This is a genomic window from Dehalococcoidia bacterium, from assembly GCA_021295915.1.
GTDB lineage: Bacteria > Chloroflexota > Dehalococcoidia > Lucifugimonadales > UBA1123 > VXRN01.
In genome coordinates this window covers 27,410-29,533 of record JAGWBK010000026.1, presented here as the reverse complement: position 1 = coordinate 29,533, position 2,124 = coordinate 27,410, and the positions used below count along the sequence as shown (strand labels likewise).

Genomic DNA, 2,124 nt, shown 5'->3' with positions numbered 1-2,124 from the left:
ACATGGAAAAGCAGAAGCTGGTTGTAATAGGCAATGGAATGGCCGGTGCGAGGCTGGTCGAGGAGGTTTTGGCGCGAGGGGCTGGGGACCAGTTCGAGATATCCGTCTTCGGAGACGAGCCGCGAGGTAACTACAACCGCATCCTGCTTTCGGGCGTTCTCTCGGGGACCCACGATCAGGACGACATCTACATCAACCCGATGGAGTGGTACGAGCGGAACGACGTAAAGCTGTACGCGGGCGTCCGCGCCATCGGCATAGACCGCAGGGCCAAGACGGTCTACGCGGCGGGCGGCCACCTGGTGCCTTTCGACAAGCTGGTCATCGCCACCGGAAGCGTGCCATTCGTGCCGCCGATCGACGGACTCTACGACGACGATGGGTCGCTCAGAGAGGGAGTGTACGCGTTCCGCACACTCGACGACTGCGCGAACATGATCGAACGCACCGAGCACGTGAAGGACGCCGTCGTGATAGGCGGCGGCCTGCTTGGACTCGAAGCGGCGCGCGGGCTGCTGACACGCGGACTGAACGTTCACGTGGTGCATCTCGCATCCTACCTGATGGAGACGCAGCTCGATTCGCAGTCCGGGGACCTGCTCAGAGATACCCTGGAGCAGATGGGAGTCACGTTCCATCTCGAGAAGCTGACCACTGACATACTTGGCGAAGACCGCGTTACCGGCGTCCGATTCAGGGACGGATCCGAGGTCGACTGCGGCATGGTAGTCGTATCGGCGGGCATCAGGCCCAACGTGGACGTGGCCAAGATATCCGGCCTGAACACGCGTCGCGGGATCCTGGTCAACGATGATCTGTCCTGCAGGAACGACCAGGACATCTACGCCATCGGCGAGTGCGCCGAGCACAGGGACGTCACCTACGGCGTCGTCGCCCCTCTATGGGAGCAGGCGAGTATCCTGGCAGACAGGCTGACGGGGCGCAATCCAAACGCGCGCTACTACGGGTCGAGGGTCTCGACCAAGCTGAAGGTGATGGGCGTCGAGCTCGCCGTGGCCGGAATCAAAGAGCCTCGGGACGAACAGGACGAGGTCGTCACCTACGTCGAGCCCGGCCAGGGCATCTATAAGAAGCTGATAGTAAGAGACGGTCACATAGCCGGCGCGATACTTCTCGGCGACGGCATGGCGGCCCCGCGCCTGCTGCAGGCGTTCGACAGGGACGAAGCGCTCCCGGAGATGCGCGCGGAAATGCTGTTCCCGCTAGCGCCCGATAGCGTTGGCACCGATATCGAGTCGCTGCCCGACCAGACCCAGGTCTGCAACTGCAACGGCGTCACCAAGGGCCAGATAGTCGAGGCGGTCAACGGCGGGCATCGCAGCTTCAAGGCTGTGTGCGACGCGACACGTGCCGGGACGGGATGCGGATCGTGCAAGCCGCAGATACAGGCGATCCTGGAGTTCGCCGCCGACGGGCTGGTCGCCGAAGACCCATCCGCGAACTACTACGTGCCGGGTGTGCCGATGAGCAAGCCTGAGCTCGTTGATGCGGTGAAGGAGCTCGAACTCAAGAGCGTGTCGTCGGTATTCGAGGAGCTGGCTGAAGGTCGCGAGGACGCCGCCAGCAAGGTCGGACTCTCCTCTCTTCTCAGGACGATCTGGGGCAGCGAGTACGAGGACGAGCGGGACGCGCGATTCATCAACGACAGGGTGCACGCCAACATCCAGCGCGACGGCACGTTCAGCGTCATCCCGAGGATGTACGGCGGCATTACGACTCCCGCCGAGCTGCGCCGCATCGCCGATGTGGCCGAGAAGTACGAAGCAGGGATGGTGAAGATAACCGGCGGTCAGCGCATAGACATACTGGGCATCCCCAAGGAGCACCTGCCGGACGTGTGGCGCGAACTCGATATGCCCTCCGGCCATGCCTATACGAAGGCTTTCAGGACGTGCAAGACGTGTGTCGGCACCGACTTCTGCCGCTTCGGACTCGGAGACAGCACGACACTTGGCATCGACATCGAGAAGCGATTCCAGGGCATGGAGATGCCGCACAAGGTGAAGATGGCCGTGTCGGGCTGTCCGCGCAACTGCGCCGAGGCGACCGTGAAGGACGTCGGCGTGGTGGCGGTCGAGGGCGGCAAGTGGGAGATATACGTCG

1 pseudogene (running past one end of the window) is annotated in these 2,124 nt (G+C 62.9%); it reads left to right on the top strand.

What is annotated here, in order from left to right:
• Window positions 1–2: 2 nt before the first annotated feature.
• A pseudogene (gene nirB, locus J4G14_09265) lies at window positions 3–2,124 on the top strand (nitrite reductase large subunit NirB); it runs 305 nt beyond the window's last position.